The organism is Scopulibacillus darangshiensis (assembly GCF_004341035.1).
Classification (GTDB): Bacteria; Bacillota; Bacilli; order Bacillales; family Sporolactobacillaceae; genus Scopulibacillus; species Scopulibacillus darangshiensis.
Genome location: NZ_SLXK01000060.1, coordinates 1 through 19,201, shown reverse-complemented (window position 1 = coordinate 19,201; position 19,201 = coordinate 1). Strand labels below are relative to the sequence as shown.

The 19,201-nt window shown below is 41.2% G+C and carries 16 protein-coding genes and 1 pseudogene; 9 read left to right on the top strand and 8 right to left on the bottom strand.

What is annotated here, in order from left to right; translation table 11 throughout:
* The first annotated feature begins 1,667 nt into the window (after window positions 1-1,667).
* Both EV207_RS21475 and EV207_RS21470 read left to right on the top strand, forming a co-directional pair.
* Window positions 1,668-3,398 (top strand): ABC transporter ATP-binding protein, encoded by a 1,731-nt coding sequence (locus EV207_RS21475; protein ID WP_132748315.1) that lies wholly within the window; start codon window positions 1,668-1,670, stop codon window positions 3,396-3,398.
* Window positions 3,395-5,275, top strand: coding sequence for an ABC transporter ATP-binding protein (locus tag EV207_RS21470; RefSeq protein WP_132748313.1), 1,881 nt, complete (start codon window positions 3,395-3,397; stop codon window positions 5,273-5,275). The genes EV207_RS21475 and EV207_RS21470 overlap by 4 nt, the downstream gene beginning before the upstream one ends.
* A 61-nt stretch (window positions 5,276-5,336) precedes the next feature.
* Here EV207_RS21470 and EV207_RS21465 read toward each other — a convergent pair whose 3' ends face one another.
* The 7 genes from EV207_RS21465 to EV207_RS21435 all read right to left on the bottom strand — a co-directional run bounded on the left by EV207_RS21465 (window position 5,337) and on the right by EV207_RS21435 (window position 12,000).
* Complete coding sequence (locus EV207_RS21465) at window positions 5,337-6,347, bottom strand: DUF3231 family protein (RefSeq protein ID WP_132748311.1); 1,011 nt, start codon at window positions 6,345-6,347, stop codon at window positions 5,337-5,339.
* A gap of 483 nt (window positions 6,348-6,830) precedes the next feature.
* On the bottom strand, window positions 6,831-7,343 hold the full coding sequence (locus tag EV207_RS21460; protein ID WP_132748309.1) for a competence protein ComK: 513 nt from the start codon (window positions 7,341-7,343) through the stop codon (window positions 6,831-6,833).
* A 121-nt stretch (window positions 7,344-7,464) separates the two neighbouring features.
* Window positions 7,465-7,746, bottom strand: coding sequence for a helix-turn-helix domain-containing protein (locus tag EV207_RS21455; protein ID WP_165887036.1), 282 nt, complete (start codon window positions 7,744-7,746; stop codon window positions 7,465-7,467).
* Window positions 7,747-7,881: 135 nt separating this feature from the next.
* Window positions 7,882-8,748, bottom strand: coding sequence for a hypothetical protein (locus EV207_RS21450; protein ID WP_132748305.1), 867 nt, complete (start codon window positions 8,746-8,748; stop codon window positions 7,882-7,884).
* A gap of 796 nt (window positions 8,749-9,544) precedes the next feature.
* Entirely contained in the window at window positions 9,545-10,738 is a 1,194-nt protein-coding gene (locus tag EV207_RS21445) for an MFS transporter (protein ID WP_243647202.1), read from the bottom strand.
* Between the two features lie 275 nt (window positions 10,739-11,013).
* Window positions 11,014-11,271, bottom strand: a complete 258-nt coding sequence (locus EV207_RS21440; RefSeq protein WP_132748303.1) for a hypothetical protein — start codon at window positions 11,269-11,271, stop codon at window positions 11,014-11,016.
* Between the two features lie 483 nt (window positions 11,272-11,754).
* Window positions 11,755-12,000, bottom strand: coding sequence for a hypothetical protein (locus tag EV207_RS21435; protein WP_132748301.1), 246 nt, complete (start codon window positions 11,998-12,000; stop codon window positions 11,755-11,757).
* Window positions 12,001-12,137: 137 nt separating this feature from the next.
* On the opposite strand from EV207_RS21435, the pseudogene EV207_RS21430 reads away from it, so the two are divergent.
* The 6 genes and pseudogenes from EV207_RS21430 to EV207_RS21405 all read left to right on the top strand — a co-directional run.
* A pseudogene (locus EV207_RS21430) lies at window positions 12,138-12,285 on the top strand (helix-turn-helix domain-containing protein); the annotation flags it as partial.
* 227 nt (window positions 12,286-12,512) lie between these two features.
* Window positions 12,513-13,139 carry a class I SAM-dependent methyltransferase gene (locus EV207_RS21425; RefSeq protein ID WP_132748299.1) on the top strand — a complete coding sequence of 209 codons (627 nt, stop codon included), beginning with the start codon at window positions 12,513-12,515 and terminating at the stop codon, window positions 13,137-13,139.
* 139 nt (window positions 13,140-13,278) lie between these two features.
* Complete coding sequence (locus tag EV207_RS21420; protein ID WP_243647201.1) at window positions 13,279-14,019, top strand: alpha/beta hydrolase; 741 nt, start codon at window positions 13,279-13,281, stop codon at window positions 14,017-14,019.
* A 130-nt stretch (window positions 14,020-14,149) separates the two neighbouring features.
* Window positions 14,150-14,806: a hypothetical protein gene (locus EV207_RS21415; RefSeq protein WP_132748297.1), complete on the top strand. Its 657-nt coding sequence runs from the start codon at window positions 14,150-14,152 to the stop codon at window positions 14,804-14,806.
* Between the two features lie 167 nt (window positions 14,807-14,973).
* On the top strand, window positions 14,974-15,921 hold the full coding sequence (locus tag EV207_RS21410) for a helix-turn-helix transcriptional regulator (RefSeq protein WP_132748295.1): 948 nt from the start codon (window positions 14,974-14,976) through the stop codon (window positions 15,919-15,921).
* Window positions 15,922-16,205: 284 nt separating this feature from the next.
* Window positions 16,206-16,610, top strand: a complete 405-nt coding sequence (locus EV207_RS21405; RefSeq protein ID WP_132748293.1) for a VOC family protein — start codon at window positions 16,206-16,208, stop codon at window positions 16,608-16,610.
* Between the two features lie 280 nt (window positions 16,611-16,890).
* On the opposite strand, the gene EV207_RS21400 is transcribed toward EV207_RS21405, so the two are convergent.
* Entirely contained in the window at window positions 16,891-17,784 is an 894-nt protein-coding gene (locus tag EV207_RS21400; RefSeq protein ID WP_132748291.1) for a LysR family transcriptional regulator, read from the bottom strand.
* 121 nt (window positions 17,785-17,905) lie between these two features.
* Between EV207_RS21400 and EV207_RS21395 the strand changes: the two genes are divergently transcribed.
* Window positions 17,906-18,925, top strand: a complete 1,020-nt coding sequence (locus EV207_RS21395; protein WP_132748317.1) for an alpha/beta fold hydrolase — start codon at window positions 17,906-17,908, stop codon at window positions 18,923-18,925.
* Window positions 18,926-19,201 lie beyond the last annotated feature (276 nt).

Below are 19,201 nucleotides of genomic sequence, written 5' to 3'. Positions count from 1 at the left end.
CGAGGAGGCTGAAGCCGTGCCCGCGGAAAGCGAGTGCCAGTAGCGTAAATCACCCGCCAATGTACTACATAATTCGAAAGGGCTAATGGCCAAAAAGGCCCTTTAAGCACCAAGGGATAAGTACGCCCAAAAATAGGTGATTTCGATAAGCCAAATCATTTTATTCTTTCAAAAGCAGTGAATTTCATAGACTTTTCCCAAAAATAGGATTAAAAAGGGTAGCTTTGGACTTAAATCTCATTTTCCATCGCATGTATGAATAATTCAGGTATAACTATATTATTATTAGACAAACAAAATATAATTCCTTCCCTTATTTATTGCTATACAATAAATTTTTTTAAATATGTAATGAAAAGTAAAAAGGTGTAAACAATAATCTTAAAAGATAAAGGTGGCGGACTATGCTACAAGCTGTTTCTGCTAACATCCAGATTATTGACACATTAATAAAGTGGTTAGCACCGATAATACGCCATTATAAGCTTAATATTATTTATTACTTGATTAACCCACTGGACCATGAATTTCCCCGGTTTACAATCTTGATAATATTTATCATTTGCCTTCGTTATTATTATCGTCATCATAAAAAGAGTAATCCAATATCTGAAGCTAATCAACAACAAATTAAAATTGAAAACACTAATATTATACATGTAGGGAAAAGGAAAGAATATTATCATAAAAGGCAAAAAAGGAACCCCTGCATTTATCACGGCCTGAAATTAACCTTCAGTACCTTTTTTGGCTAATTCACCCCTGTCAGGAGCCATAGGGGGGGCGTTCATGCCGTTTGTTTTTAATCATAATATTAGCTCCATCTTCAGAAAGTTTCTGTATTTCTAAGGATATTCTGTTATACATTGCTCCAAGGTCTAAGTTGGCCAATCCCCTAAAGACCATGCACTTCGTTGCAGAGATTCTGGCTCCTGCCCATTCCGAATATCGCTCATTTTAAAATCAATGTCATCCAATTGGCTTTATTCCCTGGCATAAAGGGATTTTTCAACATGATTATCTTAACAAAACTTTTTTTATTAAAAAATCTCCTTAAAATGTGATCCAATTGAACATTCCTTTCGATAGCTGTATGTAAGACAAGGAGGTGACACCATGTACGATATCAATCAAATCTTAAGCGACATCGCTAACGGCAGTGTCAATGGCAGCGGCAACATTGACTTAGACCTTAATAACTTACTTTAATACTTGCCTATGTGATAGCAAGTAAAAAACTTTAATATTTCCTAGGGGGATTTGAGCCCTTTCTCAAGTAAGCTGTTTTGGATAACAAAAGGGGGGTGAAACTGTGCTCGATTTAACTCAGATTTTAAGCGACATTGCTAATGGCACTGGTAACGGTTCCGGCAATGTGGATGTAGATGTAAGCAACCTATTGTAATGTTTTCTGTGTAAGGCTTATAGGGAAGCAAACAGATGCCCGTAATCCCTTACAGAATAGAATGCCAACATTCCGGGGTGATATATCACCCCGGTTGTTTTTTTGGATCCTTTCGCATCTTTAAACTTAACGGTATATTACAATTTTGTGGTAAATACAAACAACTTGTTTTCCGAGCTCCTATATCCATAATCTATATAGGATTTAATTATCATAAGAGGGATTGGTTCTGGATCAAATTTGATTAACGGAGGTGATAAATATGATGAGACTGTTTCGTTTATTAAAGCCCCATCGTTTTTCGATCGCAGCTGTTTTGGCACTGACATTTTTGCAAGCCATGTTTCAATTATTTCTTCCAACCCTGATGTCGGCCATGGTTGACAAGGGAATAGTTAATGGGGATATTTCTTATATCATTAAAGTCGGCGGGGTTATGCTTTTAATTGCCGGCGGCAGTGTTTTTTATTCTATCTCGGCCAACTTCTATTCTGCAAAAGTTGCCATGGCGTTCGGGAAGATTATTCGAGGCAAAGTATTTTCTCACGTTGAAAATTTTTCATTGCAAGGGTTTGATAAAATCAGGACTTCCTCTCTCATTACAAGGACAACAAATGATATTATGCAGGTTCAACAGGTGCTGACAATGATGCTTAGAATAATGATCCTGGCACCGATGATGTTCATAGGCGGTATCATCATTGCCCTGTCAACGGATGCGATGATGTCATTGGTTATTATCGCAAGTCTCCCTATTATTGTTGCCACAATTGCCCTTATTGCTAAAAAAGGAATACCTCTTTTTAAGGAGGTTCAGGAAAAATTGGATCGGTTAAATCTCGTTCTCCGTGAAGAGCTGACCGGCGTCCGCGTTATTCGCTCCTTTAATCGCATTGAACATGAGAAGAAAAGGTTTAATGAGAAAAGCCTTGATTTTGCTAATACCGCTATTCATGTTAATAAGATCATGGCAGTCTTAACACCGATTATGATGCTGGTTCTAAACTTTTCGATTATCGCTATTATTTGGTTTGGCAGCATTCGTATTAGCAGCGGGCATATCCAAGTCGGTGATTTAATGGCCTTTATTCAATATGCGATGCAAATCATGTTCGCTCTTATTATGTCATCAATGATGTTTGTGGCAATCCCCCGTGCCTCAGTTTCCGCGAACAGGATCAATGAGGTGCTGGATACGGTTCCCGACATCAAGGATCCCGTCCAAGCAAGTAATGCAGATCGGACCCCAAACAGTCATGTTGAATTTCAAGATGTCACCTTCAGATACCCGGGCGCGGAAAAACCGGTGATTTCCAATATTTCGTTCAGAGCGAATCCAGGTGAGGTTACAGCGATTATTGGCGGAACCGGGGCAGGAAAGTCAACGCTCGCCAGCCTCATTCCGCGATTCTATGATATTGACAGGGGGAGCATTTTGGTTGGCGGCATTGATGTTCGTGATATACCCCAGAAAGATTTGAGAGCCAAAATTGGCTTTGTTCCGCAAAAAGCCACCCTATTTTCAGGAACGATTGCTGACAACATTCGCTGCGGTAACCAGAGTGCGTCAGATGAAGCGTTAAAAAATACAGCTGATATTGCTCAGGCTTCTGATTTTATTTCCCAATTAAAAGATGGTTTTGATTCTATCGTAGCTCAAAGGGGCTACAATTTTTCCGGTGGGCAGAAACAGCGCCTATCCATTGCCCGCGCCCTGATAAGGAAACCTGAGATCTGCATCTTCGATGATAGTTTTTCGGCTCTTGACAACAAAACCGAAGCTATGCTGCGTGCGGGCCTTCGAAATGAGACAGCCAATGCCACCGTGCTTATCGTCGCCCAGAGAGTAAGCACAATTATGGATGCAGATCAGATTATCGTTTTGGATAAAGGGAAAATGGCTGGGATTGGAAGGCATCAAGAGCTCATGTCAACCTGTGAAGTCTATCAGGAAATTGTATCATCCCAGCTTTCTGAGGAGGAAACAGCATGAGTATGAAACATCAAAAGCAGCCTCCCGAAAAAGGACAGAGGAATAGCCGAAATAAAGGAAAAAAGGTGCAGAAGGCAAAAGATTTTAAAGGAACCTTAAAAAGGCTTGTCAATTATTTGAAACCCTTCAAAGTCCGATTGCTGACCGTATTATTAACCGCTTTGTTCAGCACAATTTTTACAATTCTCAGCCCGAAAATATTGGGTTTCGCAACAACTGAATTGTTTCAAGGCATGATGCAGAAAATTAAGGGCGTTCCTGGTGCCGGAATTGATTTTGGTTATATCCTTGAAATTCTGTCCGTTTTAGGTGGCCTTTACCTTTTTAGCGCTTTGTTTGCCTATATCCAGCAATATGTGATGGCAGGCGTCTCGCAAAAAGTTGTCTATGCCCTGCGTAAGGAAGTAAATGCCAAGCTTTCACGCCTCCCTCTGCAATTTTTTGATTCGCATAAGCACGGCGATATTTTAAGCCGTGCGATTAATGATCTTGAAACGATCAGCACCAGTTTACAACGGAGTCTGACACAGCTCATAACGTCCATGGTCACCCTAATCGGCATTATTGTGATGATGCTGACGATTAGTCCAATCATGACCTTTATTGTCTTGGTAACCTTACCGCTGAGCCTTATCGTAACAGCAAAGGTTGCGGCCCGCTCTCAAAAATTTTTCAGGGGACAGCTTCAAGTTTTAGGTATGCTAAACAGTCATGTTGAGGAAATGTACTCCGGGCATGTGATTGTCAAAGCCTTCGGACTAGAGGACCATTCTGTCAATAAATTTAATGCTCTAAACGAAAAACTGTACGAATTGGGCCGAAAAGCACAATTTATTTCCGGCCTGATTATGCCCCTTTTAAGATTTATTAATAATATTGTCTATGTGCTCATTTGTGTTGTCGGCAGCGTGCTTGTCATGAAACGAGCGATCCAAGTCGGAGATATCCAGGCATTTATTCTATATGTCAGGCAATTTTCCCAGCCAATTACCCGGGTGTCCAACATAGCCAATACGGTTCAGGCCACTGTTGCTTCTGCTGAACGCGTTTTTGAAATTCTAGACAAACGGGAAGAGGATCCCGAAATACCAAATGCTAAGATGCTGACATCAGCTAAAGGCCATGTACGCTTTGAAAACGTCACATTTGGCTATCAAAAAGACAACATGCTGATACAGAACATGAACATCGATGTTAAGCAAGGGAATACTGTGGCGATTGTAGGCCCAACTGGTGCAGGTAAAACGACCCTAGTGAATCTATTGATGCGTTTTTGTGAAATAGACGGCGGCAAAATCACAATTGACGGCATAGATATTCGGGACATGGAGCGAGGCCATCTGCGCAGCTTTTTTGGCATTGTTCTTCAAGACACATGGCTTTTTAATGGTTCAATACGGGATAATATTGCATACGGACGCGAGAACGCTACTGAAGATGAGATCATTGAAGCGGCGAGGGCAGCACATGCTGACTACTTTATTAGAACGCTTCCAAACGGGTACGACACCCTTTTGAATGAGGACGCATCAAATATTTCGCAAGGTCAGAGGCAGCTTCTGACGATTGCCCGTGCCATCCTTTCTAATCCGGCCATCCTAATTTTAGACGAAGCGACCAGCAGCATTGACACTCGTACAGAAGTTCAGATTCAAAAAGCTTTGAATCAAATGATGGCGGGCAGAACCTGCTTTGTGCTCGCTCACCGATTCTCCACGATTCGCGATGCTGATACCATTCTAGTCATGAATCATGGCACTGTCATCGAAAAGGGCAGTCATGATGAGTTGCTTGCTAAAGGAGATTTTTATGCTGACCTTTATAACAGTCAATTTGCACACGGTACCAAAAGAGAGAAGATTGCACCTCTGGAGTAGCTGTTCTTTCCCCAGAGAAATATTCATCATTTCCTAAGGGTAAGCGCCACATTTGAGAATCCTATTCCTTGCTTTTCGCTAATTGATCCCGATCCAATGCTTTTGGAGGTTCTTCAAGCCAGCCATTGTCGATGGTTATTTTGGCGCCTTCCAAAGAGTACTTTGCAATCTCAGCGGTTAAGCGAGTGTAGTCAGTGGTTATATCTTTTCGCAAACTCGTGGACATAGCGGCACCGTAGTATGCCATGCTTAGAGCAATGAGTCCCGTTGTATGATACATCATGAGTTTGTCTGAGAAAGGCGAGACGGTTGAATCCGTTACTTCAGTGTCCCATGTAACGGAAGCTGGTAGATCTCCTTGGTTTAATTTTGAACTGAATACCTCTACGTGTTTGGCGGCTATTTCTTTTCCTTGAGTCATAAATTTCCTTATTTTTTCCGTGCCGGCTGCTTGGCTAAAGGCCATCATTAAGGATTTTCCGAGCGAATTCCGCTGAACATTAGCATGCAGATTTAGGATTTCCAAGGCGGCTAATGGCCGGTTTTCTCCAAACCAACCTCCTAAGAAATTTTGGTTTGTGACAAAATCAATGCCTTTCGGGGGGTCGAGATAGGGGGAACGGATCATAAGCCCCTTTTCTAACAGAAGGTCTGAAGCCTTTTTGTGCAGGTCCATGGTTTCTGTCATACAAGTTGAAAAAAAGCCATAAATATCAGGCCGAACCGATGCAGCAATTGCCATACTATAAGCGTTCATTCCGAGCGTCCCTGCTTGCTGCATGTAGTACAGCATAAAAGTATCCGAGAATAACCGCGGAGCGTCTAAATTGACATCGGCTTCCGTAAAGCCTTTAGCGACCGGCCAGTTTTCACTATTAAAAAAAACCTTGAGTTGAGGCAAATGGGCTTCTGACATTGCCATACCTTGTTGGATCACCGAAGCAATCTCAGGATCTTTAACCGTTTTAAAAAAATGCTGCAGAACGCAGTAGAGCATGCTGTCATTTAGGTAAGTACTCCAAATTTCAGCGATTTCTGCAGCTGTTAACTTTGCATTATGTATCTGTTCCACAATGAATACCCCCAAGGTGTTTTACTAAATATGTTTTACCCCAACCTTAAGAAATATTCATTTGTTATAGGATACTTTTTTCTTGTTAAACCTTTTCAGCTATTCACCTGAATCTAGTGATCAAGAGATGAGAGAGGCCTTAAAAAGGGCAATGGCGATTGCAATGCAGAGAAAAGGAAAGGATAGCAGTATAAAAGGGCAAAAATGAGGATCCCGCTTACCTCAGCGGATAGGCGGGATTTGGCCTTGCGGGCCTTGATTTAAACTCCCCTTAATTATAGCTCATTTTTTGAATTTTGAAAATGGCATCCACAAACTATTTTTATAAATAAAACAATCACTTCATTCTTTGCAGATCCTATTGAAACTGCCTTAAAGCTGCATATTAGCGCCGATAGCCTTTTTAAATAAACGTTTAATTAATGTCAAAGGTTGCTTTGCTGGCCATGTATTTGCGCGATTCCCGCCCCCGCTTATCGGCGTTTAGCCATACAAATCATTATCCCACTGAGGCCTGCTGATCGTGTGGCGCCCTGAGAAGAGGACGATGCAATAAGATGTGCGGTGCATTTGTTTGTTAAGGGTGAATTCTGAGGTGTCTAATAGGAGTGTCTGAGTTGATTTCTTGAAGGTGATGATGGATTTGCCCGGGGTGCTGGTGTCATGGTCGATTGATCCGACATGATGATAGAAGATCCAGTTGCATTGGTGCACGAGAGGTGAATGGGTCGGGAACGCATAGATGTCCTGCAGCGGATTAATCGGGATTGGCGTCTTCTTACTGGCGCCGGTCTGGTGGATGACGGCGAGGCGCCGGCCGTCATATGTGGAACCGCCGTCTAAGCAGGCGGCTTTGACCAGCTCGAGCGGTGTTTTCTTTACATGGATCCGTCTATCCCTCTCAATTACGATCGTTTCACAGTCGAATTGGAAGGCTGGGATGAGGGCCATCGTGTTTTTGCTAATCTCATAATCATTAACAACGTTATTGGTCATCTGCTTGGCTCCTAACTTGGCTAGTTTTTGTAAGCAGTGAAAATCATTACGGTGGTCGTGAGTGGTGTTTGAAAGGTGTGCAGGCTGGAAGGAGAGGATGAAAGGAAAAGGGAAGGGATCACTATTCCAACCTTTTCTTCTGCATGTCCGGATAGACTTCCCTTTTGGCATCATCATGCAACACACAAGGATCTGCGAGTCCAAGGCCCCTTGCAAGCTTGTATATCGTATAGTTGGATGCATTTGCTTTTCCCCGCTCGATCTCGCCTATATACTTATCGTCAAGGTCTGCCTGTCTAGCGAGCTCCTCAATGGTCATGTCCTTTAAGATGCGATGAGCTTTGACGGTTTTCCCAATCGAACGGCTCAAGTTCTCCATTTCAAGCTTCTCTTCTATGTCCAAAGACCTATTCCCCTTTTTAGCAACATTATCCATTTGCTTAAAGGAAGTGGACACAGTCGATTCGCCGGAAAAAGGGATATAATTACATTTAGTAAAAATATTTTTTCAATGCGGCATCTTTTTTTCTAAAAACACCTAAATTAAGGCCTCGGGGCGGTCTGAGAGGTCTGCCTGATTGTCGCTGTCACCCAGCCAATCATAGACAAGATACGGTAACTTGTGCATTGTTTCGCGTCTCACTTCCATATTGAACATCGCCACAAGGGTGCCATAGAAATAGCCCTTGAAGGATCCCTTGATATTCCCTTTTTTGTATTGGAATACGGTTTGCTTGAAGGCGGAAATGATCACTGGCACGTAGTGTTCTATGGGATTGTTCAATGTGTAACGCCGGCAGGCTATAAGAGCTGTGCCCCACAGTTGGTAAATCCCGTCTGCCCCATAGAATGGTTTGGCGGCTTTGATAAAATCTTTTGAAATATGAGATGGACAATAACTTTCATCCAAATTTTCGAGTCTTACGTCTTTACTAATATCTTTTAATATAGTTTTAAATAGATTAATAGTTTCAGGAGGCGAAGACGGCGCCTCAGCCCTAGAGCCATCAGGGATTTCCGCCGATTGCTCCTCCTTCAATTGTTGTTCGCCGGCTCCGTCAATCCGGTTAAAGACGTAGACATTGTGCGAATAACCGCCTTCTTTTCGGAGCGTATGATGGATCGTTAACATCCCAAGACCGGTCGCCTTCCGCAGCATTCTTTCAAACGTAGATCTTGAGATATGCTCTGACTGATTGGCGTACATCAACAGCTTGCACAATCTGATATTGCTCACGCCCGGGACCTTTGCGCAAAAGCGTGTTAAGTGAAAAAGGGCCCTCCGCTCACCCTTCGTAAATTGGTCACGATAGCGACCCATATACATGGTCATTGTTTCATTGAAATCTTCAAGAGACTGAAATTGACTGTAAGATTTAAATTGCTCAATATTTCCTGGCAGCACACGGCACCACTCCCATATAAAAGTTCACTACACTATAAATAGAGAGGTGAGGGGGAAAATGGTGAGGCGGATTGAAATTTTTTTGGATCAGTTTTTTTGTGCGCTTCCCGCGGGCTGGCGCGCCGGGCGATGGCGACGATTTACGAGTTTGGTAGGCTATCTGCAAAAGCGACATTTTATAGGGCTCAGAGAGGCTGTCTATTAACTCTGGATAAATTATAATAACCTTTCCATTTTGGTGATTTTTAAGGTTTTTATGCCTAAAAATGCTCATTTTCCATCAATAATCGGTATTAATGAAGTCCGTAAATATGGTCGTTGACGGTTTCCACAATTAGTAGACATCCTCTGACAGTCCGATAAAAAGTTTGCTCAATCTTTATAGGACACAGAATTGATTGAAAAGGGCTGGATGGAAGAACCCCCACGAATGATTAACCATGATGAATTAGTGAAAAGTAAGAATTAGGATCCTTGGAAAAAACCCTTACCCATGATTATCTTTGCCAGGCAACCAAGCCGACTTCGGCCCAGTATCTTTTATGAAAAGGGCACTGAGTAGTGGGGTGTGCCGAAAGAACACAGTCATTATGAGGTATTAGTATATTGGAAGAGGCATAACGATTTAGTGACCCTTAATAGACCAAAAAAGATGCTGCTTCCCATGTTTGCATAGGGCAAAAGCACCCATCATCTGAACCATGTGGTAATAAATGGATTGCGAGCTTTAAATAAGCCTCCCGTCATTGGCTCTACACTCCTTTCCCGTGGTTTCGTTTCCTATTTCCAAGTGCTTTTATTCATCCCGGCGAATAAATAAGAGAATCAAGGCCATCAATGCAAGTAAAGCGATAACGATACTAAAAAGAATGCCAGCCGCTTGTATTCCTACCCATTTGGCGAGCAAGCCCATACCAACTACGGGTATTGAAAGTGCAATATAAGCTATGGTGAAAAAGCTGGAGGTAACTTCACCGCGTTCGGTAGAAGAAGTCTTGGCGTTGACCGAGGCAAGCCCGGCGCGAAAACTGAACCCTTGACCCACTCCGGAAACAATCGCTCCAATCAGTAATAAAATTAATGAACGTGATTGCAATGCCAGACCTACAAAAATAACGCCAATAATTAATATGGCACTTCCTAACGGCAACACGGTACGATCAGAGGTGTTTGTTAATAAAGACTGTCCAACCGCAGAAGCACAAAAACACGAAAACACAATCACACCTAAAACGGCCTTATTGTCAAAATGCAGCACCTCTTGCAGAAATGAAGGTGACACTGATGTAAACAAACCAAGCACAGAAAAGCCTGCAAATCCCGGAATCACAGCGCGAATAAATGTAGCACGGACTTCCGAAGGGACGCGTAATTTTTGAATTCTCAATTGAAATTTTTGCTTCGCTTTGATCGGTTCCGGCATGAACCAAATCGCAATGAACGCTGGCACAAGGATCGCAAAATCGACAACAAACACAAGACGCATAGGATATGAAAGATATTGAGCCAAAATACCAGCAAGAAGCGGCCCAAGCCCTAACCCCAGCATATTGATCCCACTTGCAATCATAGACGCCTTACCTTGTTTATGGCGTGGAGCTAAGTTGACCAAAGTTGCCGTTGCCGTGCTAGTAAACAACCCAGCAGATAAACCGGACAACACACGTCCAATAAATAGAGGCGTTATGCTGTCTGCAAACAAAAAAACAAGTGAACTGACTGCAGACAAAATGACACCTGGTATCAATATGTATCGACGCCCAATACGATCGGAAAGTTGGCCGAATACAAGCAATGCACTAATAACACCAATCGCGTAAACAGCATAAATAACGGTTATCATTAAATTAGATAGCCTGAATATATCCCCATATATTGGATATAAGGGTGTTGGGAGCGTCGTACCTAACATTACCACTAAAAATGCATAGGCAATACCAATAAAACTCATTCGATTTCCAACAGTTTCTTGTTCTTTCAACATTGACATTCTACATCATCTCCAAAAACTTCTTATATGCCATAGCGTTATCCATGCTAAAAAAAGTATAGCAGCCACCGGAAAACACTGGCAACTGCTATACATTCATACGCAAAATTGATGTTAACTCCTTCTGCAATTAGTCCGGATAGTAATAGTGAGGTTTTACCTCGAGGATAACTAATACTGGAACCTTTATAATCTGTAGGGGAAGTAGTATAAAAAGCAGTAAAAAAGTTACATATTCTATACCTTTTTAATTTATGGCTTTTGGTTTTTGGGTTTTACCAAAAGAATGGAAAAGGCCTTGCGAAGCCAATCCCTCTAAATGGAAAAAAGGGCCGGAAAAAGGGGTATCCAAATAAATAACTTCCGTGCCCTGTCGAACTTCCCCAATCCATTTCTTGGGGCGGGTCTAGGTAAACATTTTCGTCATCGACACTTCTGATAATCCCATAATAACGCTGGCCATCATGATCCTCGATTTCGATTGCGTTGCCAATGTTATCCCGGCAAAACTCGTAATGACTCTTTTTTGGCATTTCGTTCCCTCCTAAAATCTTTTCCTTTCTCCTATGAATATAGATTGTTTTTCTCTATTATCGTACGGTTAATTTATTCTATCGAAACGGACAATAGTTTTAGGGTAGTCATGGATTTATCGAAGGCAATAAAGGGCGAATAAGCATAGGGAGGGAATCCCAGGTGGTATTAGACTGGGGTTTTAGGGATTGGAAGAGCTATAGCAATAAATTTTGCTAATCAAGGTCAAAAGTGGTTGTGGCAGGAAGGTCACCAATAACCATTAATGAAACTCAGAACTTAATTTAAGCAATTGGGATGGTCGAAAAGGGCTTCATAAGCGATGAAGCCGAAACCATACAAGTGAGATGGTCGAAAAGGGAGAAATGGGGGGAGAAGCCCTTTCATTTCAAACCATGTTAGTTTACAAGAAAAGGTTAAAAAACTAATTCAAGCAACCGTAGATAGTTTTGGAAGTTTGGATTTTGCTTAATGCCGCGGAGTTAGCTTGCCGGATTGCTCATTTTCATTGCAGTTGGATTATTTTGAGGAACTTCAACAGTTCCTTTAATAGGGCCAGAATCGTTTATCCATTCAGTAACCTTTCTTATTACCCTCTCTTCATAACCATCGGTTATCTTAAATAATCGTGTTATTCCCGATAAACTATGTACTTGAACCGATATAACATCTTCTGCTTGTACCTCAGTTTTTTTTATCTCTTTAATATTAGAATTTTTTCTTTGCACTTGATGACTGTGTCGAAGAAAATAATCCAACAAATACTAAAAGTAGAATGACTAACTTTTTCATGGACTTTTCGCCACCTCTGGATGTATATTTGTTATTATTTTCCCCTTATATTTCTAAATAATCCCGCTGGCGTAGGTTAAAGAAGTCTCATAAAAATCACGCAGGAATGAATTATGCTGTAAAGTTATATAAAGAAGGAGGTATGCCTGTAAACAAATTTGTAAAATTACAAATTATCAAGGGCTCCATTATATAGAAAGCGATCGGAAGGGAACGAATGATCATTCCTTATTCCATTAAAGGGCCAGATTGCAGAAGATCCTTTTCAAAGGTAGTTGGATATTTATGTTAAAGTAGATACAGATTGTGAAGAAATATACATAAGAGGATTTAAGGTTTTGATCAAACCTTTTTCAAAAATATTTGAGTTGATATATAACTTTGAAGAAGACAGGATTTTAGATGAATACTTGCGAAGCAAAAATTTGTATTACAAGGAGATGGAATTTTGAACAATCCGTGGCAAGAAATTAACCTTGAAATATATGAAAACCACATGAAGTCTGATGCTGTATTTCAATTACAAACTTTAAATCAAATAACAAAAGAGCAATTAGAAAGTTATGGGCATGAAATTGTTGGTATCCTTGGAGTTGCTGGGGGGAATGGACTAGACCAGATTGATTTACCTACAACTAAAAAAATTTATGGTTTTGACATAAACAGAGATTACTTAGATGTTTGTCAAAACAGATATTCCTATATGGGTAATACGCTTGAGCTATTGCAATGTGATATTAGTGATAGCACATTTACATTACCAAAATCAGATTTACTAATTGCAAATTTAATTATTGAGTATGTTGGAGATGCGACATTTGTTTCCCTAATAAGCCAGAACAGAAATCAAGTAGAAGTTGTATCCTGCACTATTCAAAAAAAACAAGCTGACGGCTTTGTAAGTCAATCAAACTACACATCAGCCTTTGATCCATTACTCTCAATATCACATGATGCAGATGCAAAAAAATTAGTTGAACTATTTTCCAATGAAAAATTTAGTTGTCTTAAAACCAAAGAGTATGCTCTTCCTAATGGTAAAAAGTTCATTAGACTAGATTTCAAAAAAACATAAGAGATATTATGCAGAGGATAAAATGCAGTTAGTTTTGATCAAACTTTATTTCAAATCAACAATTAATGATCTTCCTTAATCGGGCGCAGTGATGGAATAAATAATTAAGTAGGAAGATATAAGTGAGGGGTTCAATATAATGGTGAAATTAGTACCTCCTAAGCCCTTTTTCTATAAAGGTGGAAAGAAAGCCGTATTACTACTACATTCTTTTACGAGCAATACCGTTGATATGAAAAAGTTAGGGAAGTATTTGCAAGAGAACAATTATTCTTGCTATGCACCCTTATATAGTGGACACGGTGAAAGTGCAGAGGAACTTCTCAAATATAGTACATCAGATTGGTGGGAAGATGTACTAAATGGTTACCAGTTGTTAAAGAGTGAAGGTTTTGAAAAAATAGCTGTGATTGGTCTTTCCCTTGGTGGTGTGTTTGCTTTAAAAGTTGCTCAAGAGTTGGATGTAAACGGTGTTCTGACAATGTCGGTGCCAACACATAGAGATGCTTCCTTTCTAAAAAAACGTGTCTTCCATTATGCTAAAAGATATAAACAACTCGAGGGGAAGAATGAAGAACAAACAAATTTAGAAATGAAACGTATTCAGAATATGTCTTTCGATTCATTGGTTGAGTTTAAACAGCTAATTGATATAACGATGGATAAACTAGCACTTATAACGTCACCAATCCGCATATTATATGGGGAATTAGATGAACAGTTGTATAAGGAGAGTGCAAAGGCAATTTTTCGTAGCGTTACAACGAATCAAAAAACTATACTAGGTTACCCGAATTCCAACCACTTGATGACATTAGGAATGGACATGAACGATGTCAACAAAGATATTTTTACATTCTTAAATGATTTAACCTGGTAGTCTCAGCGAATATTCATCAATCGGGCGCAAGAACGGAATAAGACTTGTCCCCATTATTGTTTTCTATGGCCAGTTTGTTGAATGGCCGTGTTAAAATTTTGATAAGTCATTATTTTGGGAGGAGAAAGTAATGAAATCAGTTAAGGTCCTGTTTATGGGTTTGTTGTTACTTTGTTCGGTGTTGCTTCTTGCTAGTTGTGCCTCTAAAACGACTGGATCATCTGGCGATCAACAAGATTCTCAAAAGTACACAAAGAGTGTTATACAAACTTCAAAAGAGTTTGATTCAAACCTTCTGAAAAAGCAAGATGTTAAAGGAAAATTGGGGAAGTCCTTATTTAAAAAAATAAAAATGCAATACAATGAACCTCTGATTAAGAACACATCTTGGAAAGTTAGCCCGACATTTAATTTACACGATAAAAATGGCTTCCCGACGCTTCACGTTCAAGGAATCAAAAATAGAATTGCCTTTACTAAGAATTTCACTATCCATGCAAGGAATAAGAGGGATGTTTCCAAGATTCGCTGGTTGGTTCTTACGAAATCGGAGGGGTTGCCTGAGAAAGAATTTACAGCCTTTGCGATTCATAAGAATACTGGAAAAACCTTTCTTTTAACAGACACTCAATTTAGCACTCCTAACCCTAAATATACTGAAAAAGGTGTGTATGGGTCCGCTTTAACAAAATGGGAACCCTTTCCCTCTGAAGGGTTCTGGAGAATCGATGTTTTTATAAAGGGAAAATATTTCGACTCTTTAGTGATAAAAGTGCATCCGAAATAGAAAATGCGTATGCCGCAAAAGGGCGCGTTCACGGAATAACGTCAACAGAAGCCTTGCCCTTATTTTGTGGAGATTCGCGATAGATGCCAGCTCCAGATTCACTAAATTATCTTCTCCGTTAAGATGTGGTACTATTATTTTGCAATAAACGTCAAGGTGGGCAACCAATGAACAAAACAGACCGTTTGTTAGCCATCGTGCTGGAGTTGCAACGTAAAGAAGTTGTACGTGCCGAAGATTTGGCAACCTTATTTGAAACTAGTGCGCGAACTATCTACCGCGACATTCAGTCGCTGAGTGAAGCGGGCGTGCCGATTATCGGCGCCCCTGGGACAGGATATTCTCTGATGGAAGGATATTTCCTGCCTCCGATCAGTTTCACGGCACCAGAAGCCGTAAGCTTGCTAATTGGAACGGACTTTATCGAACAACGATTTGATGACGATTATCGTGTCAGGGCTCAAACCGCTCGCGGCAAAATCGAGGCCATTCTACCGGGTAGCGTTCGCAATGAAACATCTCGTGTACGCAAGGCTATGCGTTTGCTCATTTCCGATAAACAGGTCACACCATCAAAAGAAAAGGAATATCTGGAAAAGATCCGTCGAGCGATATTAGACGAGCGAAAGATCAACTTTCATTATGCAAAAAGACTTGCGGATTCCGAGGGGAATCGCCATAGTGTTCGTACCGTTGCCCCCTATGGATTGGTGCTCGTTCAAGGATCGTGGATGCTTGTGGCCCGGTGTGATCTGCGCCAAGACATTCGCCATTTCCGTTTGTCCCGAATGACGGAACTGATCGATCTGGAAGAACGATTTGAACTACCGGCGCATTTTAACTTAAGGGAGTATACCCCTCCAGATGACCGGCATTTGCGAGTTCGCCTCCGATTTAACCATGACACTGCAGATAAGGTGAAGGAATCGAACTATCATTACATAGAGGATATAGAAGAGCATCAAGATGGATTGCATATGGTTTTACGCGTTCGTCAACTGGACGAAGTGTTGCAATGGGTGCTTGGATGGGGCGCTGGTGTAATTGTATTGGAGCCTGAATCTTTACGAAATCAGATTCGTGAGGAGGCTGAAAAAATATTAAAACGCTACTGACATACTGTTGTCAGTAGCGTTATTTTATAATCAGGAATGTAGACATAAATGGGGGTGAGAGATAAATGTGAAGTATGTCTTGCATCGGTTTAGGGGGATACCGCCCAACATCCACAGAAATTCATTCATATTACTAAGGATCAATTGAGCAGCGGCCAGGCATGAAAGGATGGTTGTAGAACCAAATGGTACAGGTTTTGATTAAATCTGGCCATTAAGGGAAAGTTTACAGCAAAATGAAATGATACGGTATGTATTATTTATTAATGGAAGGATGGTATCTTGTGAATTTTGCTTCTGTACGTATCATTACTGACGACGTGGATCGTCTAGTCAAGTTCTATGAGAAAGTCATGGGTGTATCAGCGGAGCGCCCCGCGCCCGTCTTTGCCGAACTCGTTGTGCCATCGTGCACCTTGGCAATCGGCCACTCCCAGACTGTGCCACTGTTCGGTGAAGGTTCAGCAGTGGCGGCCGACAATCATACTGTCATCATAGAGTTCCGAGTCCACGATGTCGATGCCGAATACGAGCGTTTGAAGCCGTTTATCGAAGAATGGGTAAAGGAACCCACCACGATGCCGTGGGGGAACCGAGCTATACTGTTCCGTGATCCCGACGGAAACCTGGTTAACCTCTTCGAGCCGGTGACCGAGGAAGCGATCAAACGGTTCAGTGGCAGGGATTGACGGACAGCTGAAGTGAGGCCTCAATTTGAGGGAGTGGCAACGATTCGTAAAATATATAGAAATTCGGCCGAATGTGTCGATAACATTTTATTTTTACCAGAGTGATTTTTGATGAATATGGCCAAAAAGATGATCAAACAAACCCAAATAGTTATGAATAGAACGATATTCAATAATGCGGACGAATCTAGAACAAGTATTGGACTTACCACTAGATTAAAAGAGTCATTTCCGCATTTAGGCTGGAGAGAATTTCCGGTAAGGAAAATCATCTCAAAATTTATTTTGAGGTAATAACCTCTCTGGTTAATTCTAAAAACGCCTTGATTGCAGGTGAAAGCCACTTGTCTTTATGCCATACCATTTGGGTAACAATCTGGAGATTGGGCATTTCCCAAGGAAGGGAAATCAGTTCACCACGTTCCAGCTCAGCCTTAACGGCTATCTTGGGTAAAAAGGCAATACCAATGCCGGCCATTGCGCACTGTTTGATTGTCTCTGCGCTGCTAAATTCTAAATTCGTCATACTTTCATGAATTCCTTGTTGCTTTATGGTTCGATCAAAAAGTGTACGATAGGGACATCCTTTCTCTGTAAGCAAAAACGGTTCCCCTTGGAAATCTTCTGAACGAAGGTATGTCCGTTGTACAAGTGGATGGTCTGGCGCAACGAGAAAGAGAAAGGGTTCCTCAATTAAAGGTTCAATCATAAGGTTCGTTGAACCAACAGATTCATCCAACATAAAAACAATGTCCGTTTTTCCTTCGTAAAGACTTTGTTTAAGTTGTTCATTAGCAAACGGGCGAAAGATTAGCCGTATGCCAGGGTAACGAGCACGAAAAGACTGTAGAACGGCAGGTAAACGGTATGAGCTAGGGATTTCATTGGCACTGATGGTGAGGGTACCCGTTAACTCTTCATTTTCTTTCATAGCCAAACGTGCTTCATCCACACTGTTTAATACCTTTTCTGCATGTAATAAGAATCGCTTTCCGGCGTCAGTAAGGGCAATTTGTTTTCCTAATCTGTCAATGAGTTGAGTACCCAGTTCTTCTTCTAAGGACTGCATTTGCATCGTAACATTCGATGGAACATAGTTGAGTGCTTCAGCGGCCCGGGTGAAATTTAGTGTGAAGGCCACCGTTCTGAAGGTCATAAGCTGGCGTATTTCCATAAGGTTTCATCCTTTGTTCATTTTTTTTGAATGATGGATTCAAAAATGTTTACTTTTATTGATAATAACATCCCTTTATACTGAAGACAAAGAAATGAATCAATGGAAGGGGTCGGTTATGATGGATTATGAAATCTTTGAACTTGGGAGTGTTACATTGCAATCTGGTGAGACGTTGCCCAACGCATTTCTCGCATTTAAGACTTATGGCGCATTAAATCAAGACAAAAGCAATGTGGTTGTTTATCCTACTGCATTTGGAGACATACATGAAAACAACGAGTGGTTAATTGGTAATGGAATGGCTCTGGATCCTGAAAAATACTTTATTATCGTTCCAAATCTGCTGGGAAACGGATTATCTTCGTCTCCCAGTAATACGCCTCCCCCATTTGACTGCACTAATTTTCCACAGGTAACCATTTATGACAACGTTAAATTACAGCATAGGCTGGTGACCGAAAAATTCGGCATTCAAAAGATTGCTCTCGTGGTTGGATGGTCAATGGGAGGCATTCAATCATTCCAATGGGGGGCAAGTTATCCAGACATGGTGGAACGAATTGCACCTTTTGATGGAGCTGCAAAGACTTGGCCGCATACGTATGTGGTCCTTGACGGAATGAAAGCAGCGCTCATGGCTGCAGTTGGCCTTGATTCAAGTAAATTAAACCAGTTGACTTCTGCAGATATGCGCGCCGTTGGCCGTGTCTATGCGGGATGGGGCTTATCGCAGGCGTTTTACAGAGAAGAACTTTATCGTGAGCTGAGATATGACTCATTGGAAGATTTTGTAGTTGGCGTTTGGGAAAATAGCTTTATGGAGATGGATCCGCACAATGTCCTGGCCATGTTATGGACTGGCCAATTCGCAGATATTAGTGCAAATCCCGCCTATAACGGAGATTTCGATGAAGCACTCAAAAGCATTAAAGCGCTTGCCTGCATCATGCCAGGGAGCACGGATCTCTTCTGCACGGCGGACGATAACGAATACGAGGCTAACCTTATACCTAATGCTGTTTTTAATCCAATAGAATCGATCTGGGGCCATTTTGCCGGTCGCGGGATCAACAGTGCCGATAATAAATTTATTGATGACAACCTAAAGCGCTTGTTGGCGAGTGGTACAAACGGATAGATTGGGGCGTCCCGTCAGGCATGGCAAGAAAAGTCAATGCCGTGATGTGAAAATGATAAAGATTTTTAGCAAAAGTAATAACACTACTTTTGCTAAAAATACTATTTCCACATAAGGTATAAATATACCACTAACGGGCGCTTAAGCTGAATAACATATTCATCTCTCGGGCCATTTAATGGTGCGAAATGTTCCTAGTTTAAATGGAAGGTGGCCACACCATTCCAATAAAGGCTAGGCAATTCCTTCTGGAATTGAAGGATTATATCGAAGAAT